Raw genomic sequence first — 19,838 nt, forward strand, 5'->3', positions numbered from 1 at the left:
AGACTGTGCGAGGGAAACGCCCGTGACCGATGATGACCAAAAGCAGCGTATGGCGCAGCTGGAGGCCAAGATCGACGCGGCAAAAAAGGCCAAAGCGCCTAGGCCTCGCGCAGATGCTGACGTGTCCGGGGGTGAGCTTGCCTGGAGGATGGTCATCGAAATGGTATCCGGTCTGGGGATCGGATTTGGCATCGGATACGGGCTGGATAGCCTGCTCGGGACGATCCCGATCTTTCTGGTGCTATTTACATTGCTGGGCCTTGTCGCGGGCGTGAAGGTTATGCTCCGCAGCGCGAAAGAGGTTCAAGAGAAACAAACGGCTGCAAATGCGGCCGAGAAGGACGAGAGGGACTGAACGTGGCGACCGAGACCACCGCAGCAGAAGGCAGCAGCCTGGTATTCCACCCGATGGACCAGTTCATCGTCAAGCCGTTGTTCGGCGACGGTGCGGTTGGCATGTTCACGGTCACCAATGTGACTCTGTGGCTGTTCTTTGCCGTATTGGCCGTGGTGGCTCTGTTGGTTCTGCCAACGTCCAAGCGCGCGATCGTCCCAAGCCGCATGCAGTCGATTGCAGAACTGGCCTATGGCTTCATCTACAAGATGCTTGAAGACATTTGCGGCAAGGAAGGCGTCAAGTTCTTCCCCTATGTCATGACCTTGTTCATGTTCATCGTAACCGCGAACTTCTTGGGCCTGATCCCGACCTCGTTCACCACCACATCGCATTTTGCAGTCACCATCCCGCTGGCTTTGGCCGTGTTCCTGACCGTGACCATTCTGGGTTTCGTCAAGAACGGTGCAGGCTTCCTGGGTCTGTTCTGGGTCTCCAGCGCGCCTTTGGCGCTGCGCCCGATCCTGGCGATCATCGAGCTGATTTCGTACTTTGTACGCCCTGTCAGCCACTCTATTCGTCTTGCTGGTAACGTCATGGCTGGCCACGCGGTTATCAAGGTTTTCGCGGGCTTCGCTGCGATTGCCGTGATCTCGCCCGTGTCGGTGCTGGCGATCACCGCAATGTATGGTCTTGAGGTCCTGGTGGCCTTCATTCAGGCCTACGTATTCACCATTCTGACCTGTGTTTATCTGAAAGATGCACTGCATCCGTCGCACTAAGGTCCGAACACCCAACATCGAAACTTCCAATTCGTAAGGAGACACATCATGGAAGGCGATCTCGCACACATCGGCGCAGGCCTGGCAGCAATCGGTTCCGGCGCAGCCGCAATCGGGGTGGGCAACGTTGCAGGCAACTTCCTGGCCGGCGCCCTGCGCAACCCTTCGGCGGCTGCATCGCAGACCGCAACCCTGTTCATCGGTATCGCGTTCGCAGAAGCCCTGGGGATCTTCGCATTCCTGGTCTCGCTGCTGCTGATGTTCGCCGTATAATCTGCGGAACCTGATCCTTACGCGCAGATGGGCCCAAGCCATAGCGGCCCATCTGTTGTAAAGACTACGTTCCGACGGAGGATATCATGGCGACAGAACCTATTGCTGAAGAAGTAGCCGGCTCGTGCGTCGACTCCTATGGCTCTGCCATCGGGATGCCGCAGCTCTGCTTCGATTGGTTCCCCAACCAGATTTTCTGGCTGGTCATTACGCTGGTCGTCATCTTTCTGGTCCTGTCCCGCGTGGCGCTGCCGCGCATCGCGGCAATCCTGGCGGAACGTCAGGGGACCATTACAAATGACCTGGCTGCGGCCGAAGATCTGAAGGCCAAGGCGGTCGAGGCCGAAGAGGCCTATAACAAGGCGCTGGCCGATGCCCGTTCTGAGGCACAGCGTATCGCAGCGGAAGCGCGCGCGGAAATCCAGTCTGGTCTGGATGATGCGATTGCCAAGGCAGACGCGGAAATCGCTGCAAAGGCGGCTGAATCGGAAAAGGCGATTGCCGAAATCCGTGCCGGTGCGCTGGAAAGCATTCAAGTGGTTGCCAAGGATACAGCGGCTGAACTGGTCACCGCACTGGGCGGCGAGGCGGATGCCAAAGCCATCAACGGTGCAGTAGACGCACAGACGAAAGGATAAGTGACATGCGGAACACTCTTGCCCTTATCCTGACCGTCGGTGCCGCCAGCCCCGCGCTGGCCGCAAGCGGACCGTTCTTTTCGCTTGGTAACACCGACTTTGTGGTCCTGCTGGGCTTCATCGTTTTCATCGCGGTCCTGTTCTACTTCAAGGTCCCCGGCATGATCGGTGGTGCATTGGACAAACGTGCCGAAGGCATCCAGTCCGAACTGGACGAAGCACGTGCCCTGCATGAAGAAGCGCGTAGCCTGCTAGCCTCGTATGAGCGCAAGCAACGCGAGGTGCAGACACAGGCCGACGCCATCGTCGAAGCGGCGAAGCAGGACGCGGCATTGGCCGCTGAGCAAGCCAAGGTCGATTTGGAGAAATCCATTGCACGCCGTCTAGCGGCTGCACAGGATCAGATCGCATCGGCTGAGGCCTCAGCAGTCAAGGAAGTTCGCGATCAGGCCGTCACCGTTGCGGTTTCCGCAGCGAAAGCCGTTCTAGCCAAGCAAATGACCGCCACGCAGGCGAACAAGCTGATCGACGCATCCATCGCGGATGTCGGTGAAAAGCTCCACTGATCGCCCGGATCATATGAATTGAAAAACCCGAGGGCCGCGTAGCGCTCGGGTTTTTTTGTTTTGTTGCTAGGGACTGCGCTTTGATCTGCGCCAGGTCACGACAAAAACAATTAGAGCGATCACGGTAATCAGGATCTCAACCTTGAAAGTCCAATGGTTGAGAAAAGACAATATCCAATGAAGGTGCGTCGCTAGCACAATGACCAACGGATGCGTTGCGTCGGAGAACGGCCAGAACCACGCAACCTCCCCGGTGATTGAATCCAGCAGCATATGAACCAACCCACCGGCGCCAAAGAAGGTCAGGATGGTGCCGGTTCTTGAGGCCCAGATACGTATCATAATCCCGGCAAGTAGAATCCCTGCCCAGATGACCGGGCGGTGGGTCAGGTAAGAGTGGTGATGATGCCCCCGGTCATCGACAAGATAGAACCAGAGCATATCGATATCGGGGGCAACGGCTCCCAACATCGCCGCCGTAAAGGCAAGTTTCCCGAGATTCGGTGCGGCGGTTCGAAAGACCAGATAGGCGCCCGGCAGGTGTCCTATGAACATCAGTTCTCGCCGGTTTCGTGCTTCAACCGCTGCTGCGCGATCTCTTCGTTGCGCAGGGCCTTCTGCTGATCGGCCATGCAGCTTTTGACAAAGTTCAGGTGATCTTCGACCGCCCGCCGCGCGCCTTTTGGGTCGCGGTCCTGCAGGGCCGCGTTGATGGCACGGTGCTGGTCCAGAATAGCGTCACGGGTGGTGCGCTGCTGAAACATGATCCGGCGGTTGTAGAACACGCCCTGCCGCAGCAGATCGAACATCGACCGCATCATATGCAGCATCACAACATTGTGGCTGGCCTCGATGATGGCCATGTGGAATTGGGCGTCCAGATGTGCCTCTTCCTCGGCAGCGTTACGCGCGTGGGCGGTTTCCATCTTGTCCAGTATGGTCTGCACCACTTTCAGATCGCTGTCCGATCCCATCCGCGCGGCGCGCTCGGCGGCCAGCCCCTCCATATCGCGCCGGAACGAGATATAGTCGAACACCGCCTCGTCGTGATTGCCGAACAACCGGATCAAAGCGGGCGAGAAGGCCGAGCCCAGAACCTCGGCCACATAGATGCCTGACCCGGCCTTGGCGGTCAGCAATCCCTGATCCTGCAGATCAGCGATCGCCTCGCGCAGCGAGGGGCGCGACACGCCCATCCGCTCGGCCAGTTCCCTTTCCGAGGGTAGGCGTTCGCCGGGGCGCAGGATGCCGCGCAAGATCAACAACTCAATCTGGCGCACCACGGCCAGAGATAGTTTTTCGGTCTGAACTTTTTGAAAAGGCATCCGGCTAACATCTGAAATTGGTCAACTCACTTGACCACGATTGCGAGGCGCGTTCAAGCCGCTCACAGAGGTTGAAACATTAGGTCAGTATTATTGACATAAGAGGTGCATTGCCTAGTCTGCGACCTAAGGGCGGAGGAGGCCCGCAACGATGGATCAGCTATACGCCACCCGCGCATCCCGAATGAAAGCATCCGAAATCCGCGAATTGCTGAAGCTTCTGGGCGAGCCCGGTATCATTTCGTTCGCAGGTGGTATCCCTGACCCGAACCTGTTCCCGGCTGAGGCCTTTGCCGAGGCGTTCCAGAACGCGCTAGGCCCGGATCAACAGGCTCAGGCCTTGCAATACTCTGTCAGCGAGGGCTATGCGCCCTTGCGCCATTGGCTGGTTGGCTACATGCGCGGGATAGGTGTGGAGTGCGACATCGACAACATCCTGATCACCTCCGGTTCTCAGCAGGCGCTGGATTATCTGGGTAAGCTGTTTCTATCGCCGGGCGATACCGCGCTGGTCGGCTGGCCCACCTATCTGGGCGCGCTGAATGCCTTTGACGCTTATGAGCCGCGCTTCGATCAGCTCAGTGTCAACGGCAATCGTGGCGCGGCTGAGTACCGAGAAGCGGCGGATGGCAGTCCGATCAAGTTCGCTTATCTCTCCGCTGATTTCGCCAACCCGACGGGTGAGACCGTCGACCTGCGGGGCAGGGAAGCGCTGTTGGATCTGGCCGAGGAATTGGACTGTGCTGTGATCGAGGATGGGGCCTATCAGGCGCTGCGCTATGATGGCGACCCGATCCCCCCAATCATGGCGCTGGAACAGGCCCGCAAGGGATCAATCGAAAACTGCCGCACGATCTATTGTGGTAGTTTCTCGAAAACCCTGTCACCCGGTCTGCGTGTTGGCTGGGTGGTAGGTGCGAAACCTGTAATCTCGCAAATGGTGCTGCTCAAGCAGGCCGCAGACCTGCATTCCTCGACTATCAACCAGATGGCTGTGTATCAGGTGGCGCGGGATTGTTTCGAAAACCACGTTCCGATGTTGCGCCGCACCTATGCCGCCCGCCGCGATGCGATGTTGGAGGCGTTGGCCCAGCATATGCCCGATGGTGTGGAATGGACCCGACCCGAAGGCGGTATGTTCATTTGGGTCACGTTGCCCAAAGGGGTGAACGGGGCCGATCTGCTGGCCCGGGCGCTTGAAACCGTCAAGTTGGCCTTTGTCCCGGGTCAGGCGTTCTTCCCTGATGACACCGGGGCCAACACGATCCGGCTGAGCTTTTCCAATTCCGATGAGGATACGATCCGCGAAGGTATTCGCCGATTGGGAGAGGTGCTGCGCGCCTGATCTGAGAAAGGATTCATTAACCATATTGCCGCAAGAACGGCGGTATGATCCGTCTGCTTGCCTTCCTGTTACTCACCGCCTGCTCTGGTGGCATGCCCTATTTCCGCGACCAGCCCGCAACACGTGTTGCGGTAAATGGCAGCGTGTTTGACGTCCGCGTCCGCAACGAACTGGCCGAAGCCGTCCGCATAAACCCGCAATACGCGCCGCGCCTTGGTCCGATCCGCGACCGCGCCGCGCTGGCGATGGCACAGGTCTCGGGCTGTCCGCTTCTGGACGTTCTGGGCGACGCGGCCGTAACTGTAGGCGTGCTGGGCTGCGACAAGGAACTGGGGGAAAAGCTGATTTTCGGAGCGCTCCTACGCCGCCCTTATGAATGCGTCGATTATGGCTATTACGAAGACTATGGATATCAGGCCTTCGAATGTTCGCCGTATTAAGATACGCGAAACCCTGCGTAGTTTTGCCAAGATATTGTGGATAACTCGGCCAATCATCCCATATCCTGCGCAATCACGTTGACACCTCCCCCATCCGTTGCGCAGACTTCCTAACCATAGGAATCACACCAAGAGCAGCCATTGCGCTTTAGCAAACTCAAACTGACCGGCTTCAAAAGCTTTGTTGACCCGACCGATCTGATCATCGCGGACGGGTTGACCGGAGTCGTCGGTCCCAATGGCTGTGGCAAATCCAACCTTCTGGAAGCTCTGCGCTGGGTGATGGGCGAAAACCGCCCCAAATCCATGCGCGGCGGGGCGATGGAGGATGTGATCTTTGCGGGCGCGGCGACCCGGCCCGCAAGGAACTTTGCCGAGGTGGTCCTGACCATGGATAACTCGGAACGTCTGGCGCCATCCGGCTTCAATGACAGTGACCAGTTGGAGATTGTCCGCCGCATCACCCGCGACGTGGGCAGCGCCTATAAGACCAACGGCAAGGATGTCCGCGCCCGCGACGTGCAGATGCTGTTTGCCGATGCCTCGACCGGGGCGCACTCACCTGCGCTGGTGGGGCAAAACCGCATTGCCGAATTGATCAACGCCAAGCCCCGCGCGCGCCGACGCATTCTGGAAGAGGCTGCGGGTATTTCGGGCCTCTATCAACGCCGCCACGAGGCCGAGCTGAAGCTGAAGGGCACCGAGGCCAACCTGACCCGCGTCGATGACGTGCTGGAACAGTTGGGCGGCCAGTTGGCGCAACTCGCCCGTCAGGCCCGTCAGGCCGCGCGTTACCGCGAGATTGGTGAACAGCTGCGTCAAGCCGAGGGCATGCTGCTCTATCGTCGCTGGAAAGAGGCTGACATGGCTCGCCAAGCGGCAGAAGAAAAGCTGCGAGACCGGATCACCGAAGCCTCCCGCGCCGAGGCATCCGCCCGCGAATCCGCAGCCAAACGCGCCGAGATCGAGGAAACCCTGCCACCCCTGCGCGAGGAAGAGGCTATTGCTGCCGCCGTCCTGCAGCGACAGCAGGTGCAACGCGATCAACTCTCGGATCAGGAAACCCGTGCGCGCCAGACGATCGAGACGCTGACCAACCGGATCCAGCAACTGGGCAACGACATCGAACGCGAATCCGGCCTGAACCGCGATGCGGGTGAGATGATCGAACGGCTGGAATGGGAGGCGCGCGAGCTGGCCAAAGCCGCCGAGGGCTATGACGAAAAGGTAGCCGAAGCTGCGGAAGTTGCCCGCGAAGCCGCTTCGGTTTTGCAAGATCGCGAAGATCACCTGTCGCAGGAAACCGAAGACATGGCGCGCCTGGTGGCGCGACACCAATCGGCGCAGCGATTGGTTGAAGACAGCCGCAAGACACTGACCCGCTCCGAAGGCGAAGAGGAAAAGGCCCGGGCCGCCGTGGACGAGGCGCGCAATGCTCTGTCCCGCGCCAGCGAGGCGTTCGAGACCGCGCAGGAGGGCGAAGAAGAGGCCCGTGAAGCTGCTGAGTCCGCCGAAGAAGCGCTCGCCGCTGCCGATGAGCTGCGCAACGACACGCAGGCGCGTGAGGCAGAGGCCCGCGCCAAGCGCTCCGAGGCGGAAGGCGAGTTGGGTGCGATCCGGGCCGAAACCTCCGCACTAGCGAAACTGGTCGAACGCGATACGGCTGAGGGTGGGCAGGTGCTCGACCTGTTGCGCGTGGCGTCGGGCCATGAAAAGGCACTGGGCGCCGCGCTGGCCGATGACCTACGCGCGCCGCTGGTCGAGGGCGACGGTCCTTCGGGCTGGGTGCAGGTCGTGGGCTATGACAGCGATCAACCCTTGCCAGATGGGGCCGAGCCTCTGGCCTTGCATGTGTCCGGTCCCGACCGGCTCAGCCGCCGGATCGCGCAAATTGGTCTGGTCGATGCGGATCAGGGGGCACGGTTGCAGGCGTCGCTGAAACCTGGGCAACGGCTGGTCTCGCGCTCGGGCGACCTGTGGCGCTGGGACGGGTTCCGCGCTTGGGCCGAAGACGCGCCAAGCGCCGCCGCTCTGCGGCTGGAACAGCTGAACAAGCTGGAAGCGCTGAAACAGGAACTGACCCGCACCGAGGCACAAGCCGACGGTGCACGCGCCGCGCATGAGGCGCTGTCCCAGCAACTGGCCGACGTCACCGAAGCCGACCGTCGCGCCCGCGAGGCTCGTCGCGCTGCCGACCAGCGCATGGCGGAAACGGCGCGGATGCTCAGCCGGGCCGAGGCCGATCGCAATCTGGCACAGGGCAAGCTGGAAACACTAACACTGGCTGTTGACCGCCATAAGGAAGATGCAATGTCTGCCCGCGCGCAACTGCGCGAGGCTGAGGGCGCGCTGACCGGACTGGGCGACCTCGACAGCGCCCGCGCGCAGGTCGAGGACATCAAACAGACGGTCGAGGCGGCGCGGATCACCATGCTGACCCACCGCTCGACCCATGACGAACTGCGCCGCGAGGGCGAGGCCCGCACCCGACGCACGCAGGAGGTGACCAAGGACCTTAGCGGTTGGCGGCACCGTCTGGAAACGGCGGAAAAGCGGATATCGGAACTGGCCGAACGCAAGGAAAGTTCGGAAGAGGAACTGACCGAGGCCATGGCCGCCCCCAGCGAAATCGCCGAGGCGCGGGAAGAGCTGAACGAGCTGATCGAAACCGCCGAGGCCCGCCGCGCCGAAGCCGCCGACAAGCTGGCCGAAGCCGAGACCCAGCAGCGCGAGATCGTGCTGGCCGAACGCGAAGCCGAACGTCTGGCCTCGGAAGCGCGCGAAAGCCGCGCGGCGGCTGAGGCGCGTTGTGACGCGGCCAGGGAAAGCGTGGTCGCGGCGGCGGAACGGATTGCCGAGGACCAGCAACTGACGCCAAACCAGTTGCTGAACCAGCTCGACACCAACCCCGATCAGATGCCCGCCGCCGACGCGCTGGAGGCCGAAGTGAACCGCCACAAGCGCCAGCGCGACGCGATGGGGGCGGTGAATCTGCGTGCCGAAGAGGACAGCAAGGAAGTTCAGGAAGAATTCGACACGCTGAATGGGGAAAAGGGTGATCTGGAAGAGGCGATCAAGGCCTTGCGCAGCGGTATCGCCAGCCTCAACCGCGAAGGGCGCGAACGTCTGTTGACCGCATTTGAACAGGTGAACTCGAACTTCGCGATGCTGTTCAAGCACCTTTTCGGCGGCGGTGAGGCAAATCTGGTCATGGTTGAAAGCGACGACCCGCTGGATGCGGGCCTTGAGATCATGTGCCAACCGCCGGGCAAGAAGCTGTCGACCCTCAGCCTGCTGTCAGGTGGGGAGCAGACCCTGACGGCGACTGCGCTGATTTTTGGCGTCTTCCTCGCTAACCCGGCCCCGATCTGTGTGCTCGACGAGGTCGACGCGCCGCTCGATGACGCCAACGTCACCCGCTTTTGCGACCTGCTGGACGAGATGTGCCGCCAGACCGACACCCGCTTCCTGATCATCACCCACCACGCGGTGACTATGGCGCGGATGGATCGTCTGTTTGGTGTGACGATGCAGGAACAGGGCGTTAGCCAACTGGTCTCGGTCGACCTCAAGAAGGCCGAGCAGATGGTCGCCTGAACGATCACTGCAACGTTATGAGCCATGGCCCGCATATCAAGTTAGGCTGGCATCATGATCCGATACTTCATTCTCGCACTGCTGGCGGCCAATCCCCTCTGGGCTGCCGACTGGCCCACCAAGCCCGGCGACATCCCATTGTCGCCTCAGGAACTTGAGGCGCTGGCAGGTCGCACATTAACCTTCTACGACGACGGCCAATCCAAATTTTCGGCCGGAGGGGCCTATTCCTACACCTACGCCAGCGGAGATTCCGCCTTTGGCACGTATTCCATCGCCCAGGATGGCAGCGTCTGCATCGCCTATCGCAACGGATTCAGCCGTTGCGATCTGTATGTTCGCAGTGGGGAACGGTTGATCCTGATCGACGAGAAAGGTGACCGCTATCCGATCAAGAGCGAGTAAATGATCTATTTTTTCCAGCCAAAGCGACATATCGATAGAAATTATGATCGCATAGGGTGAAGAACGGGATAATTTTTAGCTGTTGAAGTTGTAGAATGCTCCAGATCAATAGATTTTATGGGGTTCACAATATGTGCCGTTTTTTAGCTTGGGTTGGGGAACAGCGATATCTGGATGAGTTGGTTCAAGAGCAGGAGCAATCGCTGGTCATTCAAAGCCGCAACGCATTGATAGGGAAGACACCGATCAATGCCGATGGGTTTGGACTGGCTTGGTATTCTGACCGCGAAACGCCTTGTTTCTACAAGGACACTCATCCCGCGTGGTCCGATGCAAATCTCAAGCAACTGGCACATCACACACGATCACGACTGTTTCTGGCCCATGTGCGAGCGTCGACTGGCACTGCGACTTCGCGTAACAATTGCCACCCGTTCGGTGTTGGAAAATGGAGCTTCATGCATAATGGCCAGGCTGGTGGGCATGACCAAATCCGGCAAGAGCTCGACTCAATGATCCCGGCACATTTGTACGGGCACCGAATGGGTGCCACGGAAAGCGAGGCGATCTTTCTGATTGCTCATGGTGAAGGTCTGGATTCAAACCCGATCGGCTCAATGGCACGGGCCGTGGGGCGGGTGGAAGCGCTGTCCCGACAATGCGGGTCGTTACCCTATATGCGGTTTGCGGCGTGCTGGTCAGATGGCAAGCGTGTATTTGCGGCGCGCTATGCGTCTGATCGTTATGCACCCAGTCTGCATTACCGGACCTCCGACGACGGTATAGTGATATCGTCCGAACCGCTTGATGCAGACAGTGACGGCTGGGTTGAAGTACAACCCAATACCGCCATCGTTGCAGAAGGCTCGGTGGTATCGATCCATGCGTTTGATCCGTCAGTGAAACGTGAACCGGCAAAGGTCGCCTAGGCGCTGATCCTTATAGCTGGTTCAACAGCTGTGTCGTTGGCCAGGCATCGGCCGGTAGACCTAGTTGTACCTGTTCGGCCTGCACCGCTGCGCGTGTTCCGGCCCCAAGTATGCCGTCGATCTTGCCCACGTCGTGCCCCCGCGCCTGCAATTTTGTCTGCAACTGCTTCATCTGAGCGCCGGTCAGCCCCGGCGTTGGGTTGCCTGCGTCGTAGATCTGCGCGCCTTCCAGCCGTGTGCCGAAATAGGCGGCCGTCAGGACGTAAACGAAGCTCTGGTTCCATTCGAAATAAACATCGAAATTCGGGTAAGCCAGAAAGGCGGGGCCCTTGTGCCCTTGTGGCAGGATAAGCGAGGCGGGCAGGTCGCTCAAAGACCCACTGCGCGCCTGTACGCCCATCGCCTGCCACTCGGACACCGGGCGGGGCTTGCCGGGGCCTGATAGTGACCAGTCCATCTGCGCGGGCACTGTGACCTCCTGCAGCCATGGCTGACCCGGTTGCCAACCCAGATGCGACAGCATTTTGGCCCCGGACATCAGTGCATCCGGCACCGAGGTTTTTAGCGAAACCTTGCCGTCTCCGTCCCCATCCACGCCGTTTTCCAAAATGTCGCGCGGCAGCATCTGCACCATGCCAATCTCGCCCGCCCATGCGCCGGTGGTGCGGGTCGGGTCGAAATTGCCTTGTTGATACAGCTCGATGGCAGCGAAGATTTGCGGCCGGAACAGCTCGGGGCGGCGGCAATCATGGGCAAGCGTCACCAGCGCGTTTCGGGTGTTGAAATCACCCTGAAACGCGCCGTAGTCGGTCTCGAAAGCCCAGAACGCCAGCAACACACCTCGCGAAATGCCGTATTCACGCTCAATCCGGTCAAATACGGCATCGTACTTCCCTGACATGGCCTTACCCCGGTCGATCCGGTTTTGCGAGATCAGTCGGCGCGAAAAGTCGATGAAGGGTTTTTGGAATACGCCCTGCGCGCGGTCAGCTTTCAGAACGGCTCCGTCCTGCTGCGCGCCGTTGAAGAAGCTGTCAACGGTGGACTTGTCGAAACCCTGCTGAATGGCTTCGGCTTTCAGCCCTTTGACGAAGGTATTGAACCCACCGCCGCACTGGGCAAGGGCGGGTGAGGCGAAGAAGGCGGCGGCAATAAGGCCGGAAAGGAAACGCATGGGTCTGATCCGTCAGAATATGAAGTTGAACCCAACCCACACCGACACGAGCCCAAGCGCAAGCCCCCAAACCTGCCAGAGCATGTTGGATGCGCGAAAAACCTCTGCCGCGTCGATATCTTGCCGGGCATTCCCGTTCACCCAGGCGAGACCCCGCATCTGCCCGTCATAGCTGCGCGGCCCGGCCAGCGCGATATCCAGCGCGCGCGCCATCGCGGCCTCGGGCCAGCCTGCGTTGGGTGAGATATGGCGGCTTGCATCCTCTACCATTTCTCCCCAGCGCGACCATTGGCCGGACAGCGCCACGATCAATACAAACGTCAGGCGTGCCGGGACAAGGTTCAGCAGATCGTCCAGCCGCGCCGCTGCCCAACCGAAGGCGCGGTACTTGTCGTTGCGATAGCCGATCATACTGTCGGCGGTGTTGACGACCTTGTAGACCAGCAGCCCCGGCAGACCCCCGACTAGAAACCAGAAGGCTGGGGCAATCACCCCGTCGCTCAGGTTTTCGGCTGCGCTTTCGATGGCCGAGCGCGCCACCTGCGCCTCGGTCATGTCCCGCGTATCGCGCGAGACGATCATGGCGACCTGAGCGCGCCCTTCGGCAAGCGAGGTCAACAGGCCTTCGCCAACTGCGCGAACATGGGTGATCAGGGATTTCTGTGCCAGAAGGATGGCGCAGACCACGATCTCGACGATCGGACCAAGCAGTGCCAGCAACCGGCCAAGGATGAGTGCCGCCACAACCAGGATGAGTACCGTCGCAACCCCTTTGAGGCGGCGATACGCCTCATGGTTCAGCCGGTTGTCTAGCCAGCCAATCGCGTTGCCCATCAATACGGCAGGGTGGCGAATCCGCGACCACAGCCAATCCGGCTCACCCAGTGCTGCGTCCAGACACATGGCGCAGACCAATAGAAACGCGGTGCTCACAGCGCTGCTTCCAAACGGGCCCAGCCGTCTGCTGGCGGTAATCCAAGGCGCAGGTAGGTTCTGGAATAGGGGAATATACGGCTCCAGATATGCGCCCGTGCCAGCCGGTTCTGCCATGCGGTGGCATCGTCTACGTCATAGAGGCGGAACAGGCTGGTCCCACCGATCAACCGCGCACCTTGGGCCGTTACAAGCTGATCCAGCCGGGTTGCGTCATTTGCCAGACGCATGCGGGTATCTTCCGCCCAATCCGTATCGTGCAGCGCTTGCGTACCGATCCGCAGCGCCGGGCCGGAAACCGCCCAGGGTCCGGTCAGGTCGTTCAACCGCGCGATCAGATCGGGATGGCCGATCGCAAAACCCAGCCGCAACCCGGCCAGCCCCCAAAACTTGCCAAAACTCTTCAACACCACGACGCCGGGCCGCCCCGCCAGATGGATCAGCGAGGCGCAGGGGGTGACGTCGCAAAAGCTTTCATCGATCACCGTCAGCGGTGCATTGGCATCCGCGTCCTGCCAGATGCGCCCGTCGGGATTGTTGGGGTGCACGATGACCCGCGCCTGAGCGGGGCCAGTCTCGTGCACCGTCCAGCCCTGCGCGGTGAACGCGGCGGCATGTTCGTTATAGGTGGGCATTGTGATCTGCACGCGGCCCGCTTTGGCCAGCGCGGGCAAGCGGGCAATCACTGCTGAAGCGCCGGGCGAGGGCAGAATCTCGGCCCCGCCCGGCACATTCCAAAACACCCGCGCCGCGTCCGACAGGCGTTCGAACGCGCCATGATCGGGCAGTTCCATCCAGTCCGACGGCTGCAGGCCCGAGACCTGATACGCGTGCGGATTGATCCCGGTGGACAGATCGATCCAGTCTGTGCGAAGGCCTCCGGACCGTGCCATCGCGCCATCCAGACCACCGCCATGATCGCGCGCGGCCCGAGGGTTCAATCTGTCATCCTGTCCAACCATCAGCCCCAGCCGGAATCGCCTATTTCTCATGCTTCAAGCGGATTTTTGCCGCTCATACAAGCGAATCCGCCAGTTCACGGCCCTGTGCTGGCGCTGTTAACACTTTGTTAAGGAAATTGCGTGATCACGGACAACAGGGGTCGGCACCACTCACCCATATCACGTGCCGAGGTTGTTGCAAATGAAAGTACTGATTGTTGAGAGTAACCCCGATCTAGGTCGGGTCTGGCAACGGCATCTGCAAAGGCAGGAGGCCGAGGTCACTTTGGTTGAGACGCAAGAGGCTGCAATATTGGCGCTCTATGGCACAGCCTTCGATATCATCGTGTTGGATCTGGTTCTGGAAACCGGCAGCGCCTTGGCGGTTGCCGATTTTGCAAGCTATCGCAGGCCCGAGGCGCGGGTGATCTTTGTCACCAACACCACATTCTTCTCGGACGGGTCCATCTTTGCCCATAGTGCGAATGCATGCGCCTATGTGCAAAGCTCCACCCCGCCCGAGGATCTGGCAGCAATGGTCGAGCACTACGCCGCCGGGCGCTGATCCCGTCCATGGGGTTCTGAATAATCCAGCTCTGGGTTCACCGGAGTGATCCGATGCGGATTGATGCTATCGTGGCTGTAGTGATAGTGGCGCACAATGTGGTTCATGTTCACCGTCTCGGCCACGCAGGGCCACTGATACAGCTCTCGGGTAAAGGCCCAGAGGTTCGGGTAATCCACCAGCCGCCGTTTGTTGCATTTGAAATGCAGGTGATAAACCGGGTCGAACCGGATCAGAGTGGTGAACAAGCGCCAGTCGGCCTCGGTCACGCGGTCACCCATCAGATAGCGGTTGCGTGACAGACGATCCTCAAGCCAGTCCAGCGTGTCGAACAGAGGGCCAATGGCCGCGTCATACGCCTCTTGCGAGGTGGCGAAGCCGCATTTGTATACCCCGTTATTAACATCGGAATAGATGCGCGCGTTGACCTCTTCGATCTCGTCCCGCATCGCCTCGGGCCAGTAGTCGTCGGTGTTGCCGGTGATCCCGTTGAAAGCCGAATTGAACATGCGGATGATTTCCGAGCTTTCGTTCGAGACGATGGTCTTTTCCACTTTGTCCCACAGGATCGGCACCGTCACGCGGCCTGAATAGTTGGGGTCGGCACGGGTATAGATCTGATGGGCAAAGTCATGTCCGAACAGTTTGTCTCCTGTCGCTCCATGGTCGTCTGTCTCAAAGGTCCAGCCTTTATCCAGCATATCCGGATGTACCACCGAGACTGAGATGTGTTCTCGCAACCCCTTCAACTCGCGAAAGATCAGCGTGCGATGCGCCCAGGGGCAGGCGTGAGAGACATACAGATGATATCGCCCGCTCTCCGCCTCAAAACAGCCACGCCCCGAGGGGCCAGGTGCCCCATTGGCGGTGATCCAGTTGCGAAACTGTGCGGCCGAACGTTTGAACGCCCCGCCAGTGGATTTGGTATCATACCAGGTGTCATGCCAAACGCCGTCGACAAGCAGGCCCATCGTCATTCCTCCGCATTGCGATTGAGACAAAGATAGGCTGTTGCGGCTCAGGTTCCTATTTCACCGCGCGCGCAACTGACCTGCATCCGCGCACAGTGTCATCGGGACACCTGCGCAACAGATCGTAAATCTCGGGTCCAAGTGAGACAGTTCACTGGATTTTTACACAAGCTGGTCCACAATAAAGAAAGTTCTGGGGGAAGTTTATTATGAGTACCTATGTTTCTAAGGAAATTCGCGCTGAATTGGATGCCGCCCGAATCGCTACATTGAAGAAATCCAGCCGTTTGCGGGTGGAGTTTGGCGACAATAGCTTCAAGATTCTCACATTGTGGAAGGATGGTTTCACCGTCGAGGCCGAAACCACGCCACGCCTGCGTGGGCTCGTCGATATCTATGACGGTGCCAATCACATGTATCAGTGCCTGATCATCGCAGATGAAGAAGCGGTGGGTGAGATGCGCTATGAGTTCAAGCGCAGCACTGTGGCAGCCGACAAGGCCCCGCTGGATTTCTACCGCGCGCCGGATGCACCTATCGCACTGCTTGAAAACCGCGACTGACACGCTCACCGATTGACCTGTGGCACCGACGCGCAGTCGACGCTCGGGCGGTAATGGTGCCACAAGATTTTCAGGTATCGGGCCGGACGATTAGTCGTGGGCCGTCAGGGTCAGGTGCACCGGGAACAGACCATCGATACCGCCTTCGATTCGGTCTCCGGCGACCACGGGCCCGACCCCAGCGGGTGTGCCGGTCAGGATCAGATCGCCGGGGCGCAAATGATAGAAACCCGAGAGATGGCAGATCAGTTCATCAATCTTCCAAACCAGCTCGGACAAAGTGGCGTCCTGTTTCACCTGCCCATTGACGCTGAGATAGATGCGCTTGTCATCCGATGGGCTCCAATGATCGGCGCGGGTCAGCGGGGCGAAGACCGCGCCGCTTTCCACATCCTTGCCCAGATCCCAGGGACGCTGTTTGTTGCGCTCTCGGATCTGCAGGTCGCGGCGCGTCATGTCCAAAGCGCACCCGTAGCCAAAGATCGCCGCGTGGGCCTGTGCAGCCGTGGCCTGGAAGACCGGTTTGCCGATTGCAACGGCCAGTTCCATTTCGTGATGATAATTCTCGGTTCCCGCAGGATAAGCCACATGTGCACCTGTCAAAACCGCGTTGGGCGCGGATTTGGTGAAATAGAATGGCGCCTGACGATCCACCTCATGCCCCATTTCGGCGGCGTGGGCGGCATAATTGCGACCCACGCAGAAAATCCGCCCGATCGGATAGGTCGCCTGCTCCCCCTGTACCGGGATGCTCGGGATGTCCGGAAGCGCAAAAAGTTGGTTGGGCATGATGTGGCTCCGTTCGTTCTCGGACGGGGATTATTGCAAATCGCCAAAGGCGCGTTTGAGGCGGGCGCAAGCCTCTTCCACCCGCGCGCGTTGCGTGGCCAGATTGAACCGCTCGAAGGTTTCTCCTCCGGTGCCGAAGCCGGGACCTGAAGATGTCGCGATCCGCGCATCGTCGCGCAGGCGGAGGACAAATTCATCATGGCTCATCCCGGTGCCAGAGAAATCGACCCAGGCCAGATAGGTCGCCTGTAGCGGCATCGACCACAGGCCCGGAATCTCGGCGATGGCCGTATCAAAGAGCTTCCGGTTGGCATCCAGATGAGCGACCTGTTCATCGACCCATTTTGCACCTTCCGGCGAATAGGCGGCGGTAATCATCGCCACCCCCAGTGCGCTGGGGTCATAGTCCAGCGTTGTGATCCGGTGCCGCATCTCGGCCCGCAGCTTAGCGTCGGGAATGATCATGTTGCCGGTGCGCTGACCGGCGATGTTGAAAGTCTTTGATGCGGCGGTCAGCGTCACGGTCCATGGGCGCGCATCCGGAGCAGCCACATCCATCGGCACGAAGGTATTGCCTGGATAAACCAGATCGTGGTGAATCTCATCCGAAACCAGGATCAGTCCGTTACGTTCTGCAAAAGCTGCTACCGCACGCAGCTCATCCGGTGTCCAAACCCGACCCGAAGGGTTCTGCGGTGAGCACCACAACAGCAGCTTTTCCGAACCGTCCAGCCGAGACTGCGCATCGTCCAGATCAAGCGCATAGCTGTCGCCGTCACGTACCAGAGGGCATTCCACCACGCGACGGCCCGATTTGTTCACCTTATGGGCAAATTCATGGTAAACGGGCGTGAATATAACGACGCCATCACCCGGCTCGCTCCAGACATCCAGACACAGGGCAATCGCATTGCCCAGACCCTGTGAGGTCAGCACCCAATCGGTATCGATCTCCCAATTGTGGCGGGTCTTCATCCACCACTGAATCGCGTTCAGATAATCCGGGTGCGTCCAAGAATAGCCAAACGCGCCATGACCGGCGGCCTTGCGCACTGCTTCGATCACGCAAGGGGCGGTGGCATAGTCGGAATCAGCCGTCCACATGGCCAGCCCATCCTCGGGCGAGACACCATAGAGCTGCTCCATCTTGTCCCATTTCGAAGAATTGGTGCCCCGGCGGTCGATCAGGTCGTTGAAAGTCATGTCATCTCCATCTGTCGAGGCGAAAGCTAACCACAAATCCATCAGGTGCAAGGGGGGCGTTGCGGAGGCGGGCACGATGGCCTAAATCAGCCCCATGAAACGCAATATCCTGATCCATCCCGATCCCCGCCTGAAAAAGGTCTGCGCGCCGGTGGCCGACATCACCGACGACCTGCGCAAACTGGCCGATGACATGCTGGAGACGATGTATGACGCGCCCGGCATTGGCCTTGCTGCGCCGCAGATCGGTGTGCTCGACCGGCTGATCGTGGTGGACTGTGTCAAAGAAGAAGGTGAGGCCCCGCGTCCACTGGTGATGTTCAACCCCGAGGTCATCGCCTCCTCGGACGAGACCAACGTCTACGAAGAAGGCTGCCTGTCGATCCCTGAGCAATATGCCGAAGTCACGCGCCCGAAGACGGTTGATGTCACCTGGCTGGACCGTGACGGTAATCTGCAGCAGGAAACCTTTGATGATCTCTGGGCGACTTGTGTGCAGCACGAGATCGACCATCTGAACGGTAAGCTGTTCATCGACTATCTCAAACCGCTCAAGCGTCAGATGATCACGCGTAAGATGCAGAAGCTCAAGCGCGAAAAGGCCCGCACATGACGGTGCGGACCTGCCTGCCGTGGCCCGATAAACGTCTGCGCACCAAGGCCGAGGACGTCCCCGAGATCACCGACGACATCCGCACCATCTGGGATGACATGATCGATACGATGGAGGCTATGCCGGGTGTTGGCCTCGCTGCGCCGCAGATCGGAGTGATGCTGCGGCTGGCTGTCGTGGATGGCTCGACCCAGCGGGGCAAAGCTGTGCGACTGGCCAACCCCGAGATTCTGCGCAGCTCGGTTGAGCTGCGTGAACATGACGAGGCCAGCCCGAACTTGCCCGGCGTGTCCGCCAAGGTAAAACGCCCGCGCGCAGTGACAGTGAAATTTCTTAACGAACAGGGCCAGATCGACCGCCGCGATTTCGTCGGCATCGAAGCCACCAGCGTACAGCACCAGATCGACCACCTGAACGGGCGGATGTATTTCGACCGGCTCAGCAAGGTCAAACGCGACATGCTGCTGCGCAAGGCGCGCAAATCCACGTAGGCTGGGCTTCAGCCCGGCACCCCAACACCTTCGGAGCCGACGATGCGCATAATCTTCATGGGAACCCCCGATTTCTCGGTCCCCGTTCTAAACGCACTCGTCAAGGCAGGACACGAAATCGTCGCCGTCTATTGCCAACCGCCACGCCCCGCTGGTCGCGGTAAGAAAGACCGCCCGCCTCCGGTCCACGCAAGGGGCGAGGCGCTGGGACTGGAGGTGCGCCATCCGACCTCGCTGAAAACGCCCGAAGAACAGGATAGATTTGCAGCGTTGAACGCTGATGTGGCGGTAGTCGTGGCTTATGGCCTGATCCTGCCACAGCCGATCCTTGATGCACCCACCCACGGCTGCTTGAACATCCACGCCAGCCTGCTGCCGCGCTGGCGCGGGGCCGCCCCGATCCATCGCGCAATCATGGCGGGCGATGCGCAGACCGGCATCTGCATCATGCAGATGGAGGCCGGGCTGGACACCGGCCCCGTTCTGCTGCGCGAGGCCACCGAGATCGGCATCGAGGAAACCACCGCGCAACTCCATGACCGCCTGTCGGACATGGGAGCGGCTCTGATCGTTGAGGCTCTGGCCGAACTGCACGGCCTTACACCGGACCCGCAGCCCGAGGACGGCGTGACCTACGCCGCCAAGATCGACAAAGCCGAGGCGCGGATCGACTGGTCGGCCCCCGCACCCGAAGTAGATCGAAAAATCCGTGGTCTCTCCCCATTTCCCGGCGCATGGACCGAAGTCGAGGGCGACCGGATCAAGCTGCTGGCCTCGCGGCTGGCCGAAGGGCAGGGCACGCCCGGCGAGGTGCTGGATGACCACCTGTGCGTGGCCTGTGGCGAAGGCGCGGTTGAGCTGCTGCGCTTGCAAAGGGCAGGCAAGGGCGCGCAGGATAGGGAAACTTTTCTGCGGGGCTGGCCCATCCCGGTCGGCACCCGCCTGTCATCGGAGTAAGCCT

Annotated in this window: 23 protein-coding genes; 15 read left to right on the forward strand and 8 right to left on the reverse strand. The window is 60.1% G+C overall.

Annotated features, from left to right (window positions below; genetic code table 11):
• Positions 1 to 22: 22 nt before the first annotated feature.
• The 5 genes from AC2FI7_RS06230 to AC2FI7_RS06250 all read left to right on the forward strand — a co-directional run bounded on the left by AC2FI7_RS06230 (position 23) and on the right by AC2FI7_RS06250 (position 2,593).
• On the forward strand, positions 23 to 355 hold the full coding sequence (locus AC2FI7_RS06230; RefSeq protein WP_010437616.1) for an AtpZ/AtpI family protein: 333 nt from the start codon (positions 23 to 25) through the stop codon (positions 353 to 355).
• Positions 356 to 357: 2 nt separating this feature from the next.
• Positions 358 to 1,116 (forward strand): F0F1 ATP synthase subunit A, encoded by a 759-nt coding sequence (locus AC2FI7_RS06235; RefSeq protein WP_010437618.1) that lies wholly within the window; start codon positions 358 to 360, stop codon positions 1,114 to 1,116.
• Between the two features lie 48 nt (positions 1,117 to 1,164).
• The gene (locus tag AC2FI7_RS06240) at positions 1,165 to 1,389 is read left to right on the forward strand and encodes a F0F1 ATP synthase subunit C (RefSeq protein ID WP_005981269.1); all 225 of its coding nucleotides are present in this window, start codon (positions 1,165 to 1,167) and stop codon (positions 1,387 to 1,389) included.
• Between the two features lie 86 nt (positions 1,390 to 1,475).
• Positions 1,476 to 2,027: a F0F1 ATP synthase subunit B' gene (locus tag AC2FI7_RS06245; RefSeq protein ID WP_010437627.1), complete on the forward strand. Its 552-nt coding sequence runs from the start codon at positions 1,476 to 1,478 to the stop codon at positions 2,025 to 2,027.
• Between the two features lie 5 nt (positions 2,028 to 2,032).
• Entirely contained in the window at positions 2,033 to 2,593 is a 561-nt protein-coding gene (locus tag AC2FI7_RS06250) for a F0F1 ATP synthase subunit B (protein ID WP_170475783.1), read from the forward strand.
• A gap of 66 nt (positions 2,594 to 2,659) precedes the next feature.
• Here AC2FI7_RS06250 and AC2FI7_RS06255 read toward each other — a convergent pair whose 3' ends face one another.
• Positions 2,660 to 3,148 carry a metal-dependent hydrolase gene (locus AC2FI7_RS06255; protein ID WP_010437631.1) on the reverse strand — a complete coding sequence of 163 codons (489 nt, stop codon included), beginning with the start codon at positions 3,146 to 3,148 and terminating at the stop codon, positions 2,660 to 2,662.
• The gene (locus AC2FI7_RS06260) at positions 3,148 to 3,918 is read right to left on the reverse strand and encodes a FadR/GntR family transcriptional regulator (protein ID WP_010437633.1); all 771 of its coding nucleotides are present in this window, start codon (positions 3,916 to 3,918) and stop codon (positions 3,148 to 3,150) included. Before AC2FI7_RS06260 ends, AC2FI7_RS06255 begins: the two co-directional genes overlap by 1 nt.
• Before the next feature lie 151 nt (positions 3,919 to 4,069).
• Here AC2FI7_RS06260 and AC2FI7_RS06265 point away from each other — a divergent pair, with 151 nt between their 5' ends.
• The 5 genes from AC2FI7_RS06265 (at position 4,070) to AC2FI7_RS06285 (ending at position 10,634) form a co-directional block, all read left to right on the forward strand.
• On the forward strand, positions 4,070 to 5,263 hold the full coding sequence (locus AC2FI7_RS06265) for an aminotransferase-like domain-containing protein (protein ID WP_010437635.1): 1,194 nt from the start codon (positions 4,070 to 4,072) through the stop codon (positions 5,261 to 5,263).
• Between the two features lie 44 nt (positions 5,264 to 5,307).
• Positions 5,308 to 5,703, forward strand: a complete 396-nt coding sequence (locus AC2FI7_RS06270) for a hypothetical protein (RefSeq protein WP_010437637.1) — start codon at positions 5,308 to 5,310, stop codon at positions 5,701 to 5,703.
• 141 nt (positions 5,704 to 5,844) lie between these two features.
• A complete protein-coding gene (locus tag AC2FI7_RS06275) occupies positions 5,845 to 9,300 on the forward strand; it encodes a chromosome segregation SMC family protein (RefSeq protein ID WP_010437638.1) in 3,456 nt (1,151 codons plus the stop codon).
• A 54-nt stretch (positions 9,301 to 9,354) separates the two neighbouring features.
• Positions 9,355 to 9,705 carry a hypothetical protein gene (locus tag AC2FI7_RS06280; protein WP_010437640.1) on the forward strand — a complete coding sequence of 117 codons (351 nt, stop codon included), beginning with the start codon at positions 9,355 to 9,357 and terminating at the stop codon, positions 9,703 to 9,705.
• A 131-nt stretch (positions 9,706 to 9,836) separates the two neighbouring features.
• Positions 9,837 to 10,634 (forward strand): class II glutamine amidotransferase, encoded by a 798-nt coding sequence (locus AC2FI7_RS06285; RefSeq protein ID WP_496816045.1) that lies wholly within the window; start codon positions 9,837 to 9,839, stop codon positions 10,632 to 10,634.
• Between the two features lie 10 nt (positions 10,635 to 10,644).
• Here the strand turns inward: AC2FI7_RS06285 and AC2FI7_RS06290 are convergent, their stop codons facing one another.
• Genes AC2FI7_RS06290 through AC2FI7_RS06300 form a run of 3 tightly spaced genes read right to left on the reverse strand, consistent with a single transcriptional unit; the run spans position 10,645 to position 13,703 of the window.
• Positions 10,645 to 11,808, reverse strand: a complete 1,164-nt coding sequence (locus AC2FI7_RS06290) for a lytic murein transglycosylase (protein WP_010437643.1) — start codon at positions 11,806 to 11,808, stop codon at positions 10,645 to 10,647.
• 12 nt (positions 11,809 to 11,820) lie between these two features.
• Positions 11,821 to 12,741: an adenosylcobinamide-phosphate synthase CbiB gene (gene cbiB, locus AC2FI7_RS06295; protein WP_010437646.1), complete on the reverse strand. Its 921-nt coding sequence runs from the start codon at positions 12,739 to 12,741 to the stop codon at positions 11,821 to 11,823.
• Complete coding sequence (locus AC2FI7_RS06300) at positions 12,738 to 13,703, reverse strand: threonine-phosphate decarboxylase (protein ID WP_010437647.1); 966 nt, start codon at positions 13,701 to 13,703, stop codon at positions 12,738 to 12,740. Before AC2FI7_RS06300 ends, cbiB begins: the two co-directional genes overlap by 4 nt.
• A gap of 181 nt (positions 13,704 to 13,884) precedes the next feature.
• On the opposite strand from AC2FI7_RS06300, the gene AC2FI7_RS06305 reads away from it, so the two are divergent.
• Complete coding sequence (locus tag AC2FI7_RS06305; protein ID WP_008756687.1) at positions 13,885 to 14,247, forward strand: response regulator transcription factor; 363 nt, start codon at positions 13,885 to 13,887, stop codon at positions 14,245 to 14,247.
• On the opposite strand, the gene AC2FI7_RS06310 is transcribed toward AC2FI7_RS06305, so the two are convergent.
• Positions 14,229 to 15,218: a glutathione S-transferase family protein gene (locus AC2FI7_RS06310; RefSeq protein ID WP_010437650.1), complete on the reverse strand. Its 990-nt coding sequence runs from the start codon at positions 15,216 to 15,218 to the stop codon at positions 14,229 to 14,231. The genes AC2FI7_RS06305 and AC2FI7_RS06310 overlap by 19 nt on opposite strands.
• A 209-nt stretch (positions 15,219 to 15,427) precedes the next feature.
• Between AC2FI7_RS06310 and AC2FI7_RS06315 the strand changes: the two genes are divergently transcribed.
• The gene (locus AC2FI7_RS06315) at positions 15,428 to 15,781 is read left to right on the forward strand and encodes a hypothetical protein (RefSeq protein WP_010437652.1); all 354 of its coding nucleotides are present in this window, start codon (positions 15,428 to 15,430) and stop codon (positions 15,779 to 15,781) included.
• A 90-nt stretch (positions 15,782 to 15,871) separates the two neighbouring features.
• On the opposite strand, the gene AC2FI7_RS06320 is transcribed toward AC2FI7_RS06315, so the two are convergent.
• Positions 15,872 to 16,570 carry a fumarylacetoacetate hydrolase family protein gene (locus AC2FI7_RS06320; RefSeq protein WP_010437654.1) on the reverse strand — a complete coding sequence of 233 codons (699 nt, stop codon included), beginning with the start codon at positions 16,568 to 16,570 and terminating at the stop codon, positions 15,872 to 15,874.
• Between the two features lie 30 nt (positions 16,571 to 16,600).
• Positions 16,601 to 17,773 (reverse strand): MalY/PatB family protein, encoded by a 1,173-nt coding sequence (locus tag AC2FI7_RS06325; protein WP_010437656.1) that lies wholly within the window; start codon positions 17,771 to 17,773, stop codon positions 16,601 to 16,603.
• 94 nt (positions 17,774 to 17,867) lie between these two features.
• Here AC2FI7_RS06325 and def (AC2FI7_RS06330) point away from each other — a divergent pair, with 94 nt between their 5' ends.
• The 3 genes from def (AC2FI7_RS06330) to fmt are packed head-to-tail and all read left to right on the forward strand — an operon-like array spanning position 17,868 to position 19,834.
• Positions 17,868 to 18,386: a peptide deformylase gene (gene def / locus AC2FI7_RS06330; RefSeq protein WP_170392632.1), complete on the forward strand. Its 519-nt coding sequence runs from the start codon at positions 17,868 to 17,870 to the stop codon at positions 18,384 to 18,386.
• Positions 18,383 to 18,877 (forward strand): peptide deformylase, encoded by a 495-nt coding sequence (gene def, locus AC2FI7_RS06335; RefSeq protein ID WP_496816047.1) that lies wholly within the window; start codon positions 18,383 to 18,385, stop codon positions 18,875 to 18,877. Before def (AC2FI7_RS06330) ends, def (AC2FI7_RS06335) begins: the two co-directional genes overlap by 4 nt.
• Positions 18,878 to 18,919: 42 nt before the next feature.
• Complete coding sequence (gene fmt, locus AC2FI7_RS06340) at positions 18,920 to 19,834, forward strand: methionyl-tRNA formyltransferase (RefSeq protein WP_496816048.1); 915 nt, start codon at positions 18,920 to 18,922, stop codon at positions 19,832 to 19,834.
• The last annotated feature ends 4 nt before the right edge of the window (positions 19,835 to 19,838 follow it).

It is taken from the genome of Ruegeria sp. YTSA064, from assembly GCF_059610325.1.

Coding starts and splice junctions, on each gene's coding strand:
- AC2FI7_RS06265 (WP_010437635.1), top strand. CDS start 4,070: ATGGATCAGCTATACGCCACCCGCGCATCCCGAATGAAAGCATCCGAA.
- AC2FI7_RS06280 (WP_010437640.1), top strand. CDS start 9,355: ATGATCCGATACTTCATTCTCGCACTGCTGGCGGCCAATCCCCTCTGG.
- AC2FI7_RS06285 (WP_496816045.1), top strand. CDS start 9,837: ATGTGCCGTTTTTTAGCTTGGGTTGGGGAACAGCGATATCTGGATGAG.
- AC2FI7_RS06240 (WP_005981269.1), top strand. CDS start 1,165: ATGGAAGGCGATCTCGCACACATCGGCGCAGGCCTGGCAGCAATCGGT.
- def (WP_170392632.1), top strand. CDS start 17,868: ATGAAACGCAATATCCTGATCCATCCCGATCCCCGCCTGAAAAAGGTC.
- AC2FI7_RS06305 (WP_008756687.1), top strand. CDS start 13,885: ATGAAAGTACTGATTGTTGAGAGTAACCCCGATCTAGGTCGGGTCTGG.
- AC2FI7_RS06310 (WP_010437650.1), bottom strand. CDS start 15,218: ATGGGCCTGCTTGTCGACGGCGTTTGGCATGACACCTGGTATGATACC.
- AC2FI7_RS06250 (WP_170475783.1), top strand. CDS start 2,033: ATGCGGAACACTCTTGCCCTTATCCTGACCGTCGGTGCCGCCAGCCCC.
- AC2FI7_RS06290 (WP_010437643.1), bottom strand. CDS start 11,808: ATGCGTTTCCTTTCCGGCCTTATTGCCGCCGCCTTCTTCGCCTCACCC.
- AC2FI7_RS06320 (WP_010437654.1), bottom strand. CDS start 16,570: ATGCCCAACCAACTTTTTGCGCTTCCGGACATCCCGAGCATCCCGGTA.
- AC2FI7_RS06255 (WP_010437631.1), bottom strand. CDS start 3,148: ATGTTCATAGGACACCTGCCGGGCGCCTATCTGGTCTTTCGAACCGCC.
- AC2FI7_RS06260 (WP_010437633.1), bottom strand. CDS start 3,918: ATGCCTTTTCAAAAAGTTCAGACCGAAAAACTATCTCTGGCCGTGGTG.
- fmt (WP_496816048.1), top strand. CDS start 18,920: ATGCGCATAATCTTCATGGGAACCCCCGATTTCTCGGTCCCCGTTCTA.
- AC2FI7_RS06245 (WP_010437627.1), top strand. CDS start 1,476: ATGGCGACAGAACCTATTGCTGAAGAAGTAGCCGGCTCGTGCGTCGAC.
- AC2FI7_RS06300 (WP_010437647.1), bottom strand. CDS start 13,703: ATGGTTGGACAGGATGACAGATTGAACCCTCGGGCCGCGCGCGATCAT.
- def (WP_496816047.1), top strand. CDS start 18,383: ATGACGGTGCGGACCTGCCTGCCGTGGCCCGATAAACGTCTGCGCACC.
- AC2FI7_RS06270 (WP_010437637.1), top strand. CDS start 5,308: ATGATCCGTCTGCTTGCCTTCCTGTTACTCACCGCCTGCTCTGGTGGC.
- AC2FI7_RS06325 (WP_010437656.1), bottom strand. CDS start 17,773: ATGACTTTCAACGACCTGATCGACCGCCGGGGCACCAATTCTTCGAAA.
- AC2FI7_RS06315 (WP_010437652.1), top strand. CDS start 15,428: ATGAGTACCTATGTTTCTAAGGAAATTCGCGCTGAATTGGATGCCGCC.